The organism is Acidithiobacillus concretivorus (genome assembly GCF_018853445.1).
In the GTDB taxonomy this organism is placed as follows: Bacteria; Pseudomonadota; Gammaproteobacteria; order Acidithiobacillales; family Acidithiobacillaceae; genus Acidithiobacillus; species Acidithiobacillus concretivorus.
The window spans coordinates 1-16,095 of sequence record NZ_JABELD010000026.1; the positions used below are offsets into that span (position 1 = coordinate 1).

Genomic DNA, 16,095 nt, shown 5'->3' on the forward strand with positions numbered 1-16,095 from the left:
CCACCACTGCGATATTCTGGAGACCGGAAACGATTCATACCGGTTCAAAAAACGTCGCACCCACCCCCTTTAAAACTGGTCAAAAATAGACGCTGTTACCTGGTCATTTTTAAACGCTGTTTGACACTCAACGTCATTTTGGATGCAGATCTCGCCGAACTCTATGGTGTCACTACCAAGCGACTCAATGAGCAGGTCAAACGCAACCTGGACCGATTTCCACAGGACTTCATGTTTCAACTGGATGAGGATGAGCACGCGATTTTGAGGTCGCAAATTGCGACCTCAAATACCGGGCGGGGTGGCCGTAGATACCTGCCCCACGCATTTACCGAACATGGAGCCATCATGGCCGCCACGGTCCTGAACTCTGCCAAAGCCATCGAAATGAGCGTTTTTGTTGTACGTACTTTCGTCCATCTGCGAAGGATGTTAATGGCTCACAAGGAATTGGCAGAGAAACTGAATGCACTGGAACGCACCGTATCCACCCATGATCAGGCCCTTGCCGGGTTGATCAACGCCCTCCGCGAACTAATGCAAGCCCCTAATCCTCAAAACCGCCCGATCGGTTTTACGGCGGACATCGACGGTGGCGGGCAGTAATCCCCGGCAAAGTGGTTCTGCGAACGGCGAGTCTGTCTCGTCACGCACTATCCACCATGTTCCGATGAACCTGCTCCGGCTGCCGGGTTACACGATCGGCACGGTGCATGAAACAGCACACGACTACCATATCCCGATTGAGACGCAGACACCGGCAGCGCACTGCCCAGCGTGTCAGAGCATCCAATGTGTCGGTTATGGTCGCTCGGAATTGCTGGTCCATGATCTGCCGACGAATGGAAAACGGTGTTAACGGACAATAGAGTATCATCCCTCGACAATAAAGTATCGTCCTAGGTTGCGGTAGAACTGGGGACTAAAGTGTATTGATAACGATTAATCAATAGGTTGCACAAAAATCAGGATGATGCTTTGTCTCTGTGTGGCTGACGGCGTGAACAGTATATCAATGGGTTACGGAGTTTTCAGGATGATACTTTTTTGTCAATGAACAAACGGGTAGGACTCTATGTGAACGCCCGGCGCTTCATATGTCGGGATTGTGGTAAAACATTCATGGAAACGCTTCCTGAGGTGGACAGCAAGCGCCGCATGACGGAACGCCGGGCCCGCTGGATCGGTCCGCACTCACTGCTCCATACGTTCACCAGTGTTGCCGAAGAAATCGGGATTACAGAAGGTACCGTCCGCAATATTGCGCATGACTGCTGTAAACGCCTAGACAAGAGCCAATTTGCTGGGATTCAATGTGCGCTGCAATCAGAATTCGCATTGGCAGGCGCTCTGTAAACAAGCACGAACCTATCCATTACCCTTATCCAAAAGCCACGAGCAGGTTTCACTGGAATTATTCAGGCAATGATTGCGCTGAGTACACCTGCACCGCCAACTGCAAATCCTCCCAGGCCTTGCGCTTTTCCAGCGGACTACGGAGTAAATAGGCGGGGTGGTAGGTAACAATCAATGGAATATTCTGGTATTGATGGGTTTGTCCGCGTAACTGGCCGATGGGTGTCGTAACCTGTAGCAGACTCTGGGCGGCAAAGCGCCCCAGGGCAACAATAATACGGGGCTGCAGCAGTGCAATCTGGCGCTGCAAAAAAGGCAGGCAGGACTGCACCTCCGGGCCCAAAGGATCACGATTGTTGGGGGGGCGGCATTTGAGCACATTGGCAATATAGACATCCTGCTGGCGGGTCAGGCCCATGGCTTTCAGCATGTTATCCAGCAACTGCCCGCCGCGACCGACAAAAGCTTCACCGCGCCGGTCTTCTTCGGCGCCCGGTGCTTCTCCTACAAATAACCAGGAACCTCTAGGGTTACCGGCTCCGAAAACTGCATGCTGGCGGGTTTCGCCCAATGAACAAGCCCGACAGTTATGCACCATGATTTGCAAATCACGCCAATCACTCGCACTGATCTGCTGCAGCCTTTGCGGTTCGGCAGATTCGGCGGGTGCAGGCAGATCAGACGATAACGCCGCCGCTTCCGGTTCAGCCAGGATTTTTGGCTGCGGTACGCCCGCTGCCTTCGGTGGGGCACCACTGAGAATACCTGCGGCTGCGCGCAAGGTACGGATACCCTCCGGACCCTCCAGAGAACTTGCTATGGATTCCGGGATTTTTGCCTTGGCGTCTGCTTGCGCCGGGGCAGACTCTGCTTGGTTTTTTAACGGGGGCAGAACGGGGCTCTCCCCTGGCACCGCCAAACCCAGGAGTTTCAGAAACTGCCGCTGCTCTGCATTAAAAATCTCTGACATGCCCTTATGCTAAGGGTCGGAAGCTGTGCTGGCAAATATAATTTGTGGCCCATACCGCACAAGCATATTCCACTTCATGATGATAATCAGTATGATAAAAAACCAGCATCATACAATCACGCACCATCAAATAGCTGGACCACCCATCTTGCAAGGGAGCTTTATCATGGAAACAGGCAGTCTGGTAACAAGCAACAACAAGGAAGATCGTAACATCATGGCATTAATCCAGGCTGGGGGTATTTTATTCGGTTTTTTACCGGCGCTGATTGTGTATCTGATCAAGAAGGATGGCGACAACCAATGGCTCATCACCGAGAGCAAAGAAGCCCTGAATTTTCAGATCACCATTCTCCTCGCTTACATTGTCGCCAGCGTGCTCAGCGCCTTACTCATCGGGCTGTTTATTTTTCCCCTGGTTTTTCTTTTCAATCTGATTTTTTGCATTATTGCCGCACTGAAATCCAGTAGCGGTGAAGCCTACCGTTATCCTCTGACCCTGCGTCTGCTGGGCTAGACCAAGACCCTTCCGCAATGACGGCTTGCGCCGTCAGAGCCCGCCCCGTACCCTATCTCCTTTCTGAATGAAAACACATGGGAGATTGGGGCGATGTCGATTCTGCGGCTGGAAGCGGGGCAGGTGGAGTGGGGAGGCCGCGCCTTACTGGACCATGCGGATCTGAATCTTGAAGCCGGTGAACGCATTGGTCTGATTGGTCGCAATGGCGAAGGTAAATCAACCCTGCTGCAAGTGCTTGCCGGTCTTTGCAGGCTGGATGCCGGAAATCTTTGGGTGGCACCGGGACTTAGCCGTAGCTATCTGGCTCAGGAACCCGAACTGGCCGCCGATCACGATCTGCTCACCGCTATCAAATCCGGACACCCCGCCTGGCGGCATCTGCAAAATGCCGAAGCCGGAGACGCCCAGGCCCATGCCCTGGCGGATCATCATGATGCCTGGCAAATCGACTATAAAGCGGAAGCCCTACGCGATAGCCTGGGCCTGCCAGCGGAAGGCGTGGTTTCTGCTTTGTCAGGAGGGCAGCGCAAGCGCGTAGCCATTGCTGCGGCACTGGTTTCCGAACCGGATATTCTGTTTTTTGACGAACCCACCAACCATCTGGATTTACCCGCCATTCTTGCTCTGGAACAGTCTCTGCTGCGCTATCGCGGCACCCTGGTATTTATCACCCACGACCGGCGTTTTCTGGATCGTCTGGCCACTCGTATTGTCGAACTGGATCGCGGCATTTTACGCAGTTTTCCGGGCAGTTTTGCCGAATATCAGGCGCGCAAAGCGGAAGTGCTGGCGGCCGAGGCTGCTGCCGATAATCGTCTGGAAGGGCAACTCGCCGAGGAAGAAGCCTGGTTGCGACAGGGGGTAAAAGCGCGTGCCAAGCGCAATCAGGGCCGTTTGCGGCGTCTGGAAAGTTTGCGCGAGGAGCGCGCCAGCCGTCGCCAGCAACAGGGGCAGGCGAGCCTGCAGATCAGCACGGCGGAACGCTCCGGCGCCTTGATTGCGGAACTGGAACAGGTATCCTTCTATTATGAGCAGCGTCCCATCATCCGGGATTTTTCAACGCGCATTGAACGGGGCGACCGGGTCGGTATTATTGGCCCTAACGGAGCCGGTAAAACCACTTTGCTACGCCTGATTCTCGGCGAACTGGAAGCCCAGCAAGGTCAGATCCGGCGCGGCACCAAACAGGAAGTCGCCTATTTTGATCAGATGCGGGCGACGCTTGATCCGGAAAGCCGGGTGGTGGATGCCATTGCGGATGGTAATGATTTCATTGAGATCAATGGGGAGCGCCGCCATGTTCTGGGATATTTGCAGGACTTCCTGTTCCCTCCCAGTCGCGCCCGGGGGTTGATCAAGGCTCTGTCGGGCGGCGAACGGGCGCGCCTGCTACTGGCCCGCCTGTTTGCCCGCCCCGCCAATTTTCTGGTGCTTGACGAACCGACCAATGACCTGGATCTGGAAACCCTTGAAGTTCTGGAAGAGCGTCTCCAGAATTATACGGGCACCTTGTTTCTGGTTTCTCATGACCGGGACTTTCTTGATAACGTAGTCACCCAGGTCATTGCTTTTGGAGAAAATGGCCAGCTTACTCAGAATGCTGGCGGCTATGAGGACTGGTTACGCTGGCAGACAGAAATCCAGCGTGCTGCCAGCAAGAATGCCGAAAGCTCTACGGGCAAAACATCCGGCAAACGGGAAAACAACAAAAAAACCACGCTCAGTTACAAGGAAAGTCAGGAGTTGGTTGCTTTACCTGCCCAAATAGAGGCTATGGAGCAGGAACAGGAAAACGTGGCAGCGACTCTGGCTTTGCCGGAAACCTACCAGAACCCGGAAAAGCTGAAAGCGCTCCAACTGCAGTCAGACCAGCTCGCCAAAAAGTTGCAGCAGACTTATTCACGCTGGGAGCTGCTGGAAGCCAAAGCGGCTGCCAGCAACAACGCTTAACCCTAAAACGGCAGTTGCCGTGGGTGCTTTTTGCTCCATTGTTCCTTGCCTGTTGTTCTAAGGCTCATCCTGCTGTCAGGAGAGAACTCGCCCTACGGGCTCAAACAGCTCTCCTGACGGGCGCTGGATTTCGCCAAGAACAACAACGGCTCAGAACAAAAGTCGCTGCAAAGCACCCACGGCAACTGCCGTTTTTAGGTTAACTGGAAATTATTTCATTTGCGCAGAAAAAAGTGCAGGACGATCCCATCCACGACAGCCGGGACCAGGGTGGCAATCACCCCGACGGCCATACTGATCCAGGGGCCGGGAGGATTCAGGGGGTCCGGCAAAATACCGGGCCAGTGCCAGGGAAGACCCATCAATGTGTAAGCCAACATCAATCCCGGAATCAATAAAAGACCATCCAGTGCCAGCAACAACAACACCGCCAAAAGCACCACAACAACGGCGACAACGCCTTGCAGCAAGGCCTTCAAAGCCGCAGTCATGGGGTCTGCTTTAACCACGGTACACCCAGAGTTTGATGTCCTGACGCGGGATAGTTACCGCCTTGCCCTGCCGAAAGTAGAGAGTCGCATCAGACCAGAAAGCAGGATTGGTAAAACGCGGGGTTACTCGATAGGCACCCGGCCAATCGGGTGCGGCTACGGCCTGATGTCCAGCCACAATAATATTTCGGGCACCGGCGGCATTCACATAAATATGGGCTACCGGGATGCGCGAAACAGCGGCGAAGGCGAGAACACCCAGCAGCAAGCCTGCAATACCCAGCGCCAAAATACGGGCGACCCATTTATCGGTTTGACTCAATTTCCGCCTCCTTCTGCCCATATTTCCGCCTGAGTGGCCGTAATGCCTTTATTCTTGGAAGCACAAGCCTTGCCACCGCACCAGCGTGGAGAAATATTCAATTCTTGCAGCGCATGGCGCATGGTAACCCGAAACACTGGTGCCGATTCAACGCCGCCGAAGTTCCAGTACCGCGTGCTGCCGCGCATGGTCACGGCCATGACCAGTTTTGGAGCAAAGCCTGGGGCAAAGCCCACGAAGGTCGCATTAGTCTTGTTTTTCTGAAACCCATCCTTGCCATTAGCCATATTGGCGGTCCCGGTTTTGCCAGCCACCGCATAACCAGGAATGGCAGCCAAAATTCCGGTCCCGTTGGCTGCACACACACCCTCAAGCCAGTGGCGCAAATGTGCGGCAATATTTGCTGGCATGATGCGCTGTTTCTGCACCGGCTGACCCGCAATCAGGCTGGGTGTCACATGATAACCACCATTGGCAATGGCCGCATAACCTTCGGCGAGCTGCAGGGTCGTCACTGATACGCCATAACCCAGCGCAATGGTGGCGTGGCGGGCCTTATCCCAGGTCTGAGGTTGTGGCAGGACGCCGCCAGTAGCGCCAGCGAAACCCAAATCCGGCTCTTTCCCGAAACCCGCAGCCCGATACATATCATAAATAGCTTGAGCAGGCGTCCGCAACGCAATTTTAGCTGCCCCGATGTCACTGGAATATTTGAGAATATGGGCCACATTCAATTCATGATGCACCACATCATCACGAATACAAAACCCACCGACGGGCAGGCAGTGCGAAACATTAAAGCTTTGATCCGGCTGGATACTGCCGGTTTTCAGTGCCGCCGCCACCATAAAGGGTTTCATGACAGAACCTGGTTCAAAAGCCTGATGCACGGCGTTGTTGACGTAATCGGCAGGATTGCCGCAACCATTTCGGGAATTGGGGTTGCAGGAGGGTACGCTGGCCATGGCCAGAATCTGTCCATTTTCGACGTTCATGACCACTGCAGAACCTTCTGTGGCCCCAAAGTGCTTCTGGGCAGCCAGCAGGGTCATGTATGCCCAGTACTGAATCTGGGGATTAATGGTCAAATGCAGATCATGACCGGGTACGGGGGCATGACGCGCACCCAGCACCCGCAGCACTTCACCTTGCCCGTCCACCAATACTTTTTCCGTGCCGGAATGGCCTGCCAGCCATTGGTCATAGCCCCTTTCCAGACCAGCAGCACCATGATGATCCAGATGTACCAGGCCCAGCAGAGGCGTAGTCACAGCGCCTAGTGGATAGTAAGTGCGACTGGTTGCCTGCACGTAAATACCCGGCACATGAAGGGCATTCAAAGCCTTGCCCATTTGCGGCTCGCCCTGACGCAAAATATAGGCAAACCCGGAACCACCGGATTGCACACGTTCCGCCAGTGCCTGTGGGCTTAAATTCAAGGCGGCAGCGACCTTATCCCAATCTTTCTGGTATCGATTAAAAATTCGCGGGTCTGTCCAGATGGTAACAGCGGGGACATTGACTGCCAGTGCCGTACCATTAGCGGCATAAATCACGCCACGATCAGCAGGAAGAGGACGATCCTGCATATAACGCATGCGCCCCTGATCACGCAGGGTATGATCCTGCCACCATTGCAAATCTGTATCCCGGGTCAACACAATAACAAAGCCGGCAAAGATGATTGCCAGAATGAGCACCGCCCGCCAACGGGGCAAAATGCGATTCGACTTTGGGCTTTCTGCGGTCAATCCGGATCTCCCGCGTGTAGGGTACAACGATAATGGCCTTTAGCGCTCATCATGGCGGAGTGGACGGCTATATGGCGCCCGCAAACGGAGCAGCGAACTAAGGACTCCACTTCAGGATGTTTTTTGGGTACGCGCTGTTTTTGCCGCCAGAAATAAAACAACAGACCCAGAAACCCTGCCAGTAACAACCATTTAAACATCCACAAAATCCCTGCCTGCTTCGAGCCGCAATTTTTTGGAACGCCATGAAAACACCAAAAAGGCCCGACAGAGCGGGCCTTTTCAACAATTTGGTCGGGGCGAGAGGATTCGAACCTCCGACATCCGCCTCCCGAAGGCGGCGCTCTACCAGGCTGAGCCACGCCCCGATGCTATTACCTAAAAGTCACGCTGCACCGCAAACCCGGCCAGAAATGTCAAAGCTGACTTTTCCGGACCATCGGGAAAGCTGGACAAACAAGCAACAGCCTGTTCAGCCTTTTCTGCCGCGACGCGCAAAGTGTAATCAATAGCTTCTGTTCTGGCAATGATTTCCCAGACCGTTGCAAAATCACCCTGTTTTTCAGCATCCAAAGCCGTGCGTAAAATAGCCTGCTCAGCCGGGGTAGCATGCTGCATGGCGTGAATGTAGGGTAAGGTCGCCTTGCCTTCAGCCAGATCATCTCCACGATTTTTACCCATTTTTTCGGCGGAGGTGGAATAATCCAGGGCATCGTCCATCAACTGAAAAGCAATCCCGAGTAACGAACCATATTTTGCCAGTGCTGTTTCGGCCTGCTGGTCCAGATGGTTGATCAAGGCGCCAATACGCATGGCAGCCTCAAATAATTTGGCGGTTTTGGCTTCAATGACCGAAAAATAAGACGCTACACTCAAATCCGGGTCGTGCGCGTTTTCCAGTTGTGCTACCTCTCCCTGAGCAATGACACTGGTTGCCTCGGCCATGGTTGCCAGAATACGCATATCTCCATCTGCCACCATCATTTCAAAGGATCGCGCATAGAGAAAATCACCCACCAAAACCGCCGCCGCATTACCCCATAGCTGATTGGCGGTGGCATTATTGCGGCGCAGCTCGGAACCATCCACCACGTCATCATGCAAGAGTGTCGCCGTGTGAATAAATTCCACCACTGCCGCCAGGGGGATTGGTCGCGCGCTGTGTTCGCCACCCATGCGCGCGGCCAGGAGTAGCACAATAGGACGTAGTCGTTTTCCACCCGCGTTAATCAAATAGGTGCCCATCGCGGGAATGGTCGGCACTCCGGAACGGAGTTGCTCCTGAATCACCTGATTCACCGCCAACATATCCGACCGCACCAGTTGGTTAACCGACTCCAGATCCATACCTTGCTGCTCCCTGTTTATTGGCATCGGCACCACTTTACACCAGAAAGTGCCAAGCTTGCGGCCGCAGGGGATTGTGGTGAGGGCGACAATCGCTTGTCAAGCACGATTGCTGCCCAACGACTCAGACATCCGGGAGAGATTTGGGGATTTCCAGCTGTCGGGAACGGGCCAGTTGTCGCAATTCTTCCGGATTACCCTGCCATTCAGCCAGCACACTCCATAAGGGGTGCGGCCCAAGATCCTGACCCGCTCGCAACATCCGCTCGCGCAGCGTTTTTCCGCCACCACCTACCGTCAGGAAGAGCAAAATCAAAGCGTTGATGTATTCCTCAAGAAGATGCTGCTGGTGGGTAATACGCAATAACTCGGCATAGAGGGGCAAGCGCAGTGGCTCATGGGCAATCGCGCGCCACAATATGGCCATGCCATAATGCGGGTCACGATTGCGGGCAACCAGCGCGAGGGCCATTTCTGCGGTCATCACTGCCTCACCACCTTGTTCCTGCGGCATGGGAACAGCCATTCCCACCTTTTCGGCTAGCACCAGAAGTTCGAGATTGCCGGGATCTTGCTGTAAACCGTGTTCCACCCGCTCCCGCCACCAGGTTTCATCCATGGGAACCTTGGCAGATTTTTCGCCCAGACTTTCCAGCAAATCCGCATAACTGTCCATATCGGCCATGGCGATATAGGTGTCCAGCAGTTGATTAATCACCCGGGTTTCATGGGGATTCAGATCGACATACCAACGTAATACCGTTGCCGCCTGGGCATGATGACCATATTCCAGATAAATATTCGCCTCATTGAGTAGGTCATCAATGCTGAGCGCTTCCTGCATGGATGCTGTCACTTTTTCAGCTTCAGGAATAGCTGTGAGTTCACGCGGGGGAGCGGGGACAGTCTTGGCCGGTAGAGCAGAAGCATCCCTGGAAAGATCTGGCGAAGCCGCCGCAGCACGGTTCTGCAAACGCCGCCGCCGGGCGCGCAAGCGAATAAACACTTCTACCAGTAACAGCAGCACAACAACCACTTCCAGGAATATCATCAAGCCTTGCATAAACACCTCAACCCCACGACCGTGCTTCCAAACATGCTCTTAATCCTGCATGTTCCAGTGCAATTAGTCTAAGGGCCAGAATTTGCAAGAATATTTTTAGCGATCTTCAATACCCAGTTCTTTCAGCTTGCGGGTCAGGGTATTACGTCCCCAACCCAATTTCTGGGCGGCATCTTGCTTGTGACCTCGGGTATGCTGGAGTGCTGCTTCCAGCATACAACGCTCAAACTGAGGCTGAATTTTATCGAGCAGGGATTCTTCGCCGCTGGCGAGGCGTTGGCGGACCAGCGTGCCCAGTTGCAGCCGCCAATCCTGGTGGATCGGCGCATCTGCCAGTTCCGTCAGCGGCGCAGCAACACTCATCTCCGGAGGCAAATCGGTGATCTGCACCTCACTGGTAGGAGCCATGACGGTAATCCAACGACAAACATTTTCAAGTTGCCGCACATTGCCCGGCCAGTGCCATTCGGTGAAAGCCATTTCGGCAGCCGAGCTCAGCAGCTTGCGCTCGACATCCAGTTGCTCCGCACTGCGGCGCAGGAAATGGCGCGCCAGTTTCGGAATATCTTCGCGACGCTCACGCAGCGGCGGCAAGTGAATATGGATGACATTCAGGCGATGGTAGAGATCCTCGCGAAAACTGCCGTCGCGAACCTTGGCTTCCAGATTCTGGTGGGTGGCTGCCAGCACCCGCACATCAGCACGCAAAGGGGCATGCCCCCCCACCCGGTAAAAAGTACCATCCGAAAGCACCCGCAGCAGGCGGGTTTGCAAGGCAGCTGGCATATCCCCGATTTCATCCAGAAACAGGGTACCCCCGGAAGCTTGCTCAAAACGTCCCTGGCGGGTTTGTACTGCTCCGGTAAATGCGCCCTTTTCATGTCCAAACAGTTCGGATTCCAGCAGTTCGGCGGGAATAGCGGCGGTATTGATAGCAATAAAAGGCCCTCTGGCCCTTGGACTGTGGCGATGCAGAGCGCTGGCCACCAGCTCTTTACCGGCTCCTGACTCACCGGTAATGAGCACATTGATCTGTGATCGGGACAGACGTCCGATGGCTCGAAACACCTCCTGCATGGCTGGTGCTTCACCAATCATTTCCGTCGGATCCGCATCCTCCGTCTGGCTACTGGCTGTCAGTTCTTCCTGACTGCCCAAAGCCCTGCGGACCAGATTGATGGCCTCGTCCATATCAAAGGGTTTGGGTAAATACTCAAAAGCCCCACTTTGGAAAGCCGAAACGGCATTATCGAGGTCCGAATGGGCCGTCATGACAATAACCGGCAGCTTGGGCCAACGCGCCTGCACTTCCCTCAGAAAAGCCAGACCGTCCAGACCGGGCATGCGCAAGTCCGTGACAATGGCATTGGGTTGATCACGGCCCAGCGCCCGTAAGGCACTATCCGCATCAGCAAAGCTCCGGGAAGGGATTTCTGCCTGGGCCAGAGCTTTTTCCAGTACCCAGCGAATAGAGGGATCATCGTCAATAATCCAGACCTGTTTCATTGCGGCTCCTCACGATGTTGGCCGAGGGGCAGGGAGACCGAAAAAATGGTTTCCCCCGGTCGGGAATGACAATGCACCACGCCACCATGTCCGCGCACCAGACCTTGGGCAATAGCCAGGCCCATCCCCATGCCTGCCGCACGACTGGTCACCAGGGGCAGAAAAATGCGGGGTAAAAGATCCTCAGGAATCCCGGGACCGCTATCGACAATATCTACCCGCAGGGCGAGGCGAAACTTCTGGTGGAGCAAAGTGACATATCGATCCACCCGAGTCCGAATCAGGATGGTGCCATGGCGATCCAGCGCCTGCTGGGCATTACGCATCAAATTAAGGAAAACCTGCACTAGTTGCTCCTGATCCGCATAAACTTCCGGAATGGAAAGGTCATAATCGAAACGCAACGCAATACCTGTGGGTAATTCGGCCTGAAGGAGACGCCGCACATGCTCCAGCACCTGATGAATATTGACGTTGGCAAAAATTGGACGGCTGCGTGGTCCCTGCAAACGATCCACCAAATGATGCAGACGGTCGACTTCATGAAGTATGACCCGGGTATAATCTTTCAATTCGGGACGTTGCAATTCTCTCTCAAGAAGTTGGGTAGCGCCGCGCAATCCACCCAGAGGATTTTTGATTTCATGGGCAAGACCGCGCAACATTTCCTGAGCCGCTCCATAAATCCGATCCTGCATTTCTTCTTCTGCATGCCGTGCGGGGAGTTCCATCGGCCGCATTTCGATAATTAAATGACCATCTGCCAAAGGCGTCACTACCAGGTCCACCACCGCATGACTGCCATCATGGAGCTGCAATGGCAAGGCACGACGCAGTATGGTCCCATTCAAATCAGTGGCATCGGCAAACAGCGCAGCAAAACGATCTTCTCCGACAATACTGCATAAGGCTGCAACGGTTTGGCCGCGTGCCTGATACTGACTGATACGCAAGAGGTTTTCCGCTGCCGGATTCATAAAACGCAGCTTGTGTTGAGCGTCCAGAGACATTACCGCTGACTCCAGGGCATCCAGTACCGCGTTTTCCGTCAATGCTGTTTTTGTGTTTTTGCGCTGCGCCATGCAAGCTCCAAATGGGTATCCGCCTCTGGAGGCGCCTTCATCAATTCATCCAAGCAAAAAACACACCAAACCAATCTCTGGCAGCCGGAAAATTGCCCTGCGTACGCATACAATCCCTCAGCTGAGCACCAGTTCTAGCCAGTAACAACAACGTCTCGAATCAAAACCACCGCCCATCATCCAGGGCAACGGTCGCAACCAGGACAGTGCATCGACCGCACCATAATAGTGCACAACCTCTGACCACTACAACGCCAGAAAATCATGCTTATGATGAACAGGCTTCCAAAACACCAAAATATCAGCGACTATAACGACACAATGCTGCATGCCTACAGGGATAATTCATGACTTACTGCCTCACTGCCCACGTTTCCGGGGGGCTGGTTTTCTGTTCTGATTCCCGCACTAATGCAGGCACTGACAATGTCAGTATTTACTCAAAAATGCATAATTTTTGCTGGCCGGGTGATCGCTTTCTCTGCCTGCTTTCAGCTGGCAATCTGGCCACCACCCAGGGAGTCGTCAAACGCCTGCAGCAGGATATGGACCAAAATGCCGAAATCCATCTGCTGAACCTTTCCAGCATGACAGAAGCCGCAGATTACATTGGCCTGATTAACGCCGAAATCCAGCGTAATCAGGTCTGCCGTGATACGGCCAACACCAATTTTGAGGCCACTTTTATTTTGGGTGGTCAGATCGGCAGCGAAGTGCCGGTCACCTACATGATTTACCCTCAGGGAAATTATATTCACGAATCAGCAGATCACCCCTTTTTACAAATTGGCGAAATCAAATACGGTAAACCCATACTCGACCGCGTGATTCGACCGGAATTATCCCTGGAGGCCACCGCTCGCTGCGCGCTGGTTTCCATGAACTCCACCATGCGTAGCAATGTTACAGTCGGCCCGCCGGTTGAGTTACTCATCTATGAAACTAATTCCTTGCAGATGGGCCGCTATCTTTCACTGACCGAAGAAGACCGTTTTTATCGGACTCTTGGTGAACGCTGGAGTCAGGGACTTTTGCAGGCATTGGACGGTCTTCCTCCGTTTGACTGGGAAAACCCGACAATCATGCCACCGTTGTGAATAACGGCGGATAAACCTACGGAGCGGTGCCGCACTTTATTGGTGCAATACGCACTAATATGATGCAGTTGTGGCCTTGGCGTGACGGTTTACCGCCTCCACAAAGCGATCGCTCTCACTGGCACGCGCTTTGCTTAATTCATCATACAAAAACTTGGGCGAGAATCTTGCGACGAGGAGACAAAGCAGATGGACTGGCTCAGAACCCATTATCAGCAGCAGATTACCCATGACGAACTGGTGGATGAAAATGGCCGACCACGCCGGGCGGCTGCACCCCTGTTCAATTATCTGAATACCCTGGACAGCAGCGAGTTGCAGGCGCGTCGTCAGGCCGCAGATGCTTCCATTCTCGCCATGGGAATCACTTTTACCGTATATAGTGAGGCTGGCAACATTGATCGTGCCTGGCCTTTTGACATTATCCCGAGGATTCTTTCCAGCAACGAATGGACGCGCATTGAAGAGGGCCTCAAGCAGCGCCTGCAGGCACTCAACTTATTCATTGATGACCTTTACAATGATCAGCGCATTGTCGCTGATGGCGTTTTCCCGGCCGAAGTGCTGGAAGGTTCGCGCAATTTTCGGGAAGCCTGTCGGGGCACTCATCCTCCCTTCGGGGTCTGGGCACACATCTGCGGAAGTGATCTGGTGCGCGATGCCGACGGCACCGTCTATGTGCTGGAAGATAATCTCCGGGTACCTTCGGGCGTCTCTTACATGCTGGAAAACCGCCAGATCATGAAGCGACTTTTCCCGGAGTTGTTCAAGTCATCCATTATCCGGCCCGTGGATGACTACCCCAATCGCCTGTACGAAACCCTGGCGGCCTTGTCTCCGCGCCCGGAAGAAAAGCCCGTGCTCGCCGTACTTACCCCTGGCATCTACAATTCGGCTTATTTCGAACATAGTTATTTAGCTCAGCAAATGGGAGCCTACCTTGCCGAAGGGCCGGATTTTTACGTCAGCAAGGAAGATATTGTTTATTTACGTACCATTTCAGGATTACAACGCGTCGATGTCATTTATCGCCGCATTGATGATGACTACCTGGACCCCGAAGTATTTTTTCCGGATTCGGTACTCGGTATTCCCGGACTGCTCCGCGCCTGGCGACGCGGGAATGTGGCCATTGCCAACGCGCCCGGTGCCGGGGTAGCCGATGACAAAGTCGTGTACGCCTTTGTTCCGGAAATCATTCGTTACTATCTGGACGCCGAACCCATTATTCCAAATGTTCCGACTTATTTGTGCATGCGCGATGCGGATCGTGATTATGTCCTCAGCCATCTGGCCGAACTGGTGGTAAAACCTGCCAACGAGTCCGGGGGTTATGGCATGCTGATCGGCCCCCGCGCCAGTCAGGCTGAACGCGACCGCTTTGCCGAACTGATTCAGGCCAATCCGCGCAACTATATTGCCCAGCCGACCCTGAATCTTTCCACCGCACCCACACTGGTAGATGATCATCTGGAGGCCCGACACCTCGACCTGCGTCCCTTTATTTTGCAAGCGGATAAACTGTATGTCACCACGGGGGGGGTTGACCCGGGTGGCGATGCAGCCCGGGTCACTGGTAGTGAACAGCTCCCAGGGTGGCGGCAGCAAAGACACCTGGATTGTCGATGAGGAGGCACCATGCTTTCCCGAGTAGCTGAAAATCTGTACTGGATGGCGCGCTATCTGGAGCGCACGGAAGACGTCGCCCGCCTGATTAATGCCACCACCCTGATGCTGCTGGATCTGCCTCCTGGAGCCTATTTTGGCTGGGATATCCTGTTACAGGTCACCGGTGATGCAACGCTTTATGAAGAGCTTTATGGTGCCCCCGAAGAAAACCGCATTATGCGTTTTTTAATAGCCGACGAGCGCAATCCGAATTCGGTCATGGCTGCCATTCATCAAGCTCGGGAAAACTGCCGGACGTTTCGCGACTTGCTGCCTGGCGAGTTCTGGGAACGCCTCAACACCCTGTTTCTGTACGTTCGCGATCAGGCGGTTTCCGGAGCAGATAGCCGTCATGCCCGCTACGCTTTTCTCAACGAAGTCATTGCCCGACGCCACGCCCTGGTAGGCCTGCTGATCAGCAGCATGAGTCAGGATAATGTTTATCAGTTCATCAAGCTGGGACGCAACATGGAACGGGCGGACATGACCACGCGTATTGTCGATGTCACCAGTGCCGTGATTTTACCCCAAGATCAGGGCCTGCAGAAAACGGCGGGCAGCAGCTTGTGGATTGGGGTTCTGAAGTCACTGAGCGCCTTTGAAATGTACCGTCGGCATATTTCCGTGCAGGTGCGCAGTAATCAGGTAGTGGACTATCTGCTCAAGGACGGCAAATTCCCGCGCAGCATGAAATATTGCCTGGGAGAAATGGAAGTGGCATTAGCCTATCTGCCCAATGCCGGAACCCCTGCGGAGGCCGTCCGCCGGGCCCGGCGACGCCTCGATCAGCTGAAATTGAGCGACCTCCGCCCGGACCTGCTCCATGAATATCTGGATCAGGCCCAGAGGGATCTCGCCATGGTCCATCGGACCATTCAGGGCACCTATTTCGCCAGGGAGGATAGTAGTTCGGAAAATGCTCTGAATGGACTCCACTTGCAGGTTGCACAAGCTTAAGTCTTACAGCATTTC

15 protein-coding genes, 1 tRNA gene and 2 pseudogenes are annotated in these 16,095 nt (G+C 54.1%); 9 read left to right on the forward strand and 9 right to left on the reverse strand.

The window, feature by feature from the left end; all coding sequences use genetic code 11:
* Positions 1–606, forward strand: a 606-nt coding sequence (locus HJG40_RS03915) for an ORF6N domain-containing protein (protein WP_368355872.1), incomplete at its 5' end; no start/stop codon positions are given.
* 447 nt (positions 607–1,053) lie between these two features.
* Positions 1,054–1,356 carry a helix-turn-helix domain-containing protein gene (locus HJG40_RS03920; protein ID WP_226857090.1) on the forward strand — a complete coding sequence of 101 codons (303 nt, stop codon included), beginning with the start codon at positions 1,054–1,056 and terminating at the stop codon, positions 1,354–1,356.
* A 58-nt stretch (positions 1,357–1,414) separates the two neighbouring features.
* On the opposite strand, the gene HJG40_RS03925 is transcribed toward HJG40_RS03920, so the two are convergent.
* Positions 1,415–2,326: a uracil-DNA glycosylase gene (locus tag HJG40_RS03925; protein ID WP_215862986.1), complete on the reverse strand. Its 912-nt coding sequence runs from the start codon at positions 2,324–2,326 to the stop codon at positions 1,415–1,417.
* Between the two features lie 166 nt (positions 2,327–2,492).
* Between HJG40_RS03925 and HJG40_RS03930 the strand changes: the two genes are divergently transcribed.
* The 4 genes and pseudogenes from HJG40_RS03930 (at position 2,493) to HJG40_RS15555 (ending at position 4,796) form a co-directional block, all read left to right on the forward strand.
* Positions 2,493–2,843 carry a DUF4870 domain-containing protein gene (locus HJG40_RS03930; RefSeq protein WP_215862987.1) on the forward strand — a complete coding sequence of 117 codons (351 nt, stop codon included), beginning with the start codon at positions 2,493–2,495 and terminating at the stop codon, positions 2,841–2,843.
* Between the two features lie 93 nt (positions 2,844–2,936).
* Positions 2,937–3,776 (forward strand): annotated as a pseudogene (locus HJG40_RS15545) (ATP-binding cassette domain-containing protein); the annotation flags it as partial.
* A pseudogene (locus tag HJG40_RS15550) lies at positions 3,759–4,283 on the forward strand (ATP-binding cassette domain-containing protein); the annotation flags it as partial. The pseudogenes HJG40_RS15545 and HJG40_RS15550, both read left to right, overlap by 18 nt.
* Positions 4,275–4,796, forward strand: a complete 522-nt coding sequence (locus HJG40_RS15555) for an ATP-binding cassette domain-containing protein (protein WP_438263556.1) — start codon at positions 4,275–4,277, stop codon at positions 4,794–4,796. The pseudogene HJG40_RS15550 and the gene HJG40_RS15555, both read left to right, overlap by 9 nt.
* Before the next feature lie 215 nt (positions 4,797–5,011).
* Here HJG40_RS15555 and HJG40_RS03940 read toward each other — a convergent pair whose 3' ends face one another.
* The 8 genes from HJG40_RS03940 to glnL form a co-directional block, all read right to left on the reverse strand.
* Positions 5,012–5,287: a hypothetical protein gene (locus HJG40_RS03940; protein ID WP_215862989.1), complete on the reverse strand. Its 276-nt coding sequence runs from the start codon at positions 5,285–5,287 to the stop codon at positions 5,012–5,014.
* 10 nt (positions 5,288–5,297) lie between these two features.
* A complete protein-coding gene (locus tag HJG40_RS03945) occupies positions 5,298–5,609 on the reverse strand; it encodes a hypothetical protein (RefSeq protein WP_215862990.1) in 312 nt (103 codons plus the stop codon).
* Complete coding sequence (locus tag HJG40_RS03950) at positions 5,606–7,360, reverse strand: peptidoglycan D,D-transpeptidase FtsI family protein (RefSeq protein ID WP_215862991.1); 1,755 nt, start codon at positions 7,358–7,360, stop codon at positions 5,606–5,608. Before HJG40_RS03950 ends, HJG40_RS03945 begins: the two co-directional genes overlap by 4 nt.
* Positions 7,361–7,651: 291 nt before the next feature.
* Positions 7,652–7,728, reverse strand: a tRNA-Pro gene (locus tag HJG40_RS03955).
* A 10-nt stretch (positions 7,729–7,738) separates the two neighbouring features.
* A complete protein-coding gene (locus HJG40_RS03960) occupies positions 7,739–8,707 on the reverse strand; it encodes a polyprenyl synthetase family protein (protein WP_215862992.1) in 969 nt (322 codons plus the stop codon).
* Between the two features lie 124 nt (positions 8,708–8,831).
* Positions 8,832–9,770 (reverse strand): tetratricopeptide repeat protein, encoded by a 939-nt coding sequence (locus HJG40_RS03965; protein ID WP_215862993.1) that lies wholly within the window; start codon positions 9,768–9,770, stop codon positions 8,832–8,834.
* A gap of 96 nt (positions 9,771–9,866) precedes the next feature.
* Positions 9,867–11,276 carry a nitrogen regulation protein NR(I) gene (ntrC, locus tag HJG40_RS03970; protein ID WP_215862994.1) on the reverse strand — a complete coding sequence of 470 codons (1,410 nt, stop codon included), beginning with the start codon at positions 11,274–11,276 and terminating at the stop codon, positions 9,867–9,869.
* On the reverse strand, positions 11,273–12,358 hold the full coding sequence (glnL, locus tag HJG40_RS03975) for a nitrogen regulation protein NR(II) (RefSeq protein WP_215862995.1): 1,086 nt from the start codon (positions 12,356–12,358) through the stop codon (positions 11,273–11,275). The genes ntrC and glnL overlap by 4 nt, the downstream gene beginning before the upstream one ends.
* A 347-nt stretch (positions 12,359–12,705) precedes the next feature.
* On the opposite strand from glnL, the gene HJG40_RS03980 reads away from it, so the two are divergent.
* The 3 genes from HJG40_RS03980 (at position 12,706) to HJG40_RS03990 (ending at position 16,080) form a co-directional block, all read left to right on the forward strand.
* Positions 12,706–13,455, forward strand: coding sequence for a proteasome-type protease (locus HJG40_RS03980; protein ID WP_215862996.1), 750 nt, complete (start codon positions 12,706–12,708; stop codon positions 13,453–13,455).
* 189 nt (positions 13,456–13,644) lie between these two features.
* Positions 13,645–15,084 carry a circularly permuted type 2 ATP-grasp protein gene (locus HJG40_RS03985; protein ID WP_226857084.1) on the forward strand — a complete coding sequence of 480 codons (1,440 nt, stop codon included), beginning with the start codon at positions 13,645–13,647 and terminating at the stop codon, positions 15,082–15,084.
* A gap of 9 nt (positions 15,085–15,093) precedes the next feature.
* Positions 15,094–16,080 carry an alpha-E domain-containing protein gene (locus tag HJG40_RS03990; protein WP_215862997.1) on the forward strand — a complete coding sequence of 329 codons (987 nt, stop codon included), beginning with the start codon at positions 15,094–15,096 and terminating at the stop codon, positions 16,078–16,080.
* Positions 16,081–16,095: the final 15 nt, after the last annotated feature.

What these genes read in the sequence shown, in the direction of transcription:
- HJG40_RS03920 (WP_226857090.1), top strand. Translation starts at nt 1,054, where the DNA reads ATGAACAAACGGGTAGGACTCTATGTGAACGCCCGGCGCTTCATATGT.
- HJG40_RS03925 (WP_215862986.1), bottom strand. Translation starts at nt 2,326, where the DNA reads ATGTCAGAGATTTTTAATGCAGAGCAGCGGCAGTTTCTGAAACTCCTG.
- HJG40_RS03930 (WP_215862987.1), top strand. Translation starts at nt 2,493, where the DNA reads ATGGAAACAGGCAGTCTGGTAACAAGCAACAACAAGGAAGATCGTAAC.
- HJG40_RS03940 (WP_215862989.1), bottom strand. Translation starts at nt 5,287, where the DNA reads ATGACTGCGGCTTTGAAGGCCTTGCTGCAAGGCGTTGTCGCCGTTGTT.
- HJG40_RS03960 (WP_215862992.1), bottom strand. Translation starts at nt 8,707, where the DNA reads ATGGATCTGGAGTCGGTTAACCAACTGGTGCGGTCGGATATGTTGGCG.
- HJG40_RS03965 (WP_215862993.1), bottom strand. Translation starts at nt 9,770, where the DNA reads ATGCAAGGCTTGATGATATTCCTGGAAGTGGTTGTTGTGCTGCTGTTA.
- ntrC (WP_215862994.1), bottom strand. Translation starts at nt 11,276, where the DNA reads ATGAAACAGGTCTGGATTATTGACGATGATCCCTCTATTCGCTGGGTA.
- glnL (WP_215862995.1), bottom strand. Translation starts at nt 12,358, where the DNA reads ATGGCGCAGCGCAAAAACACAAAAACAGCATTGACGGAAAACGCGGTA.
- HJG40_RS03980 (WP_215862996.1), top strand. Translation starts at nt 12,706, where the DNA reads ATGACTTACTGCCTCACTGCCCACGTTTCCGGGGGGCTGGTTTTCTGT.
- HJG40_RS03985 (WP_226857084.1), top strand. Translation starts at nt 13,645, where the DNA reads ATGGACTGGCTCAGAACCCATTATCAGCAGCAGATTACCCATGACGAA.
- HJG40_RS03990 (WP_215862997.1), top strand. Translation starts at nt 15,094, where the DNA reads ATGCTTTCCCGAGTAGCTGAAAATCTGTACTGGATGGCGCGCTATCTG.